The sequence below is a fragment of the Rhodococcus sp. IEGM 1379 genome (assembly GCF_030056815.1).
GTDB lineage: Bacteria > Actinomycetota > Actinomycetes > Mycobacteriales > Mycobacteriaceae > Rhodococcus_F.
Genome location: NZ_JASHKR010000191.1, coordinates 1 through 728, shown reverse-complemented (window position 1 = coordinate 728; position 728 = coordinate 1). Strand labels below are relative to the sequence as shown.

Here is a 728-nt window from a genome sequence, read left to right as displayed (position 1 = left end):
TGTACCCGGCGCCGGGCAAAATGCCACCGGATCGCCGAGTGCCCAGGGCGGCGGGCTCGCTTCGCCGAGCCCGCAGGTGGGTGGCCTCGCTTCGCCGAGCCCGCAGGTGGGTGGCCTGGCTTCGCCGAGTCCGCAGGTGGGTGGCCTCGCTTCGCCCAACGACGGTCCGGTCACTGCCGAGACCACAGTCGTGTTCGCCGAAACTTCGTGGCGTGAGTCTTTTGCAAAAAACCCGGGATCGAAAACGGCTCCGGTGAAAGGCAATTCGCAGAAGGCGCGGCAAGTTCACGATGCCGAGGTATTCGAGGACCCCGCCCCGGCAGCAGCAAAACCTGTTGTACCTGTTGTCGAAGAGCCCGTTGTTGAAGAAGTTGTTGTTGAAGAAGTGGTCGTCGAAGAGGCCTCTGTTGTCCAAGAATCTGCCGTGGACGCCCCGGTCGTAGAGGTGGAATCCGAAGCCTCGGACGAGCCGCGTCGTCGACGTCGTGCTGTTCCGGAAGACGCGGACAGCGGTGCGCATTCCAATGGGCTGACGGTTGCCGAGATCATGGCAAATCTCAGTTCCGCAAATTCAGGTGAAGGCTCAGGGCGTCGCCGCCGCCGTGAGGACTGAGTCCTAGATCACCCGCCCGTCCATAGCGTCGTATGTCTCGCGGAGGATATTCTCTCGGATAGAACGTCTGGTACCCGCCGAGCGGGACTGGAACGAACGAGAGGAATCCGGTGAC

At 62.4% G+C, this 728-nt stretch carries 1 pseudogene; it reads left to right on the top strand.

Going from position 1 to position 728, the window contains the following annotated elements:
- Positions 1 to 613: pseudogene (locus QM600_RS29460) on the top strand (hypothetical protein); the annotation flags it as partial.
- Between the last annotated feature and the right edge of the window lie 115 nt (positions 614 to 728).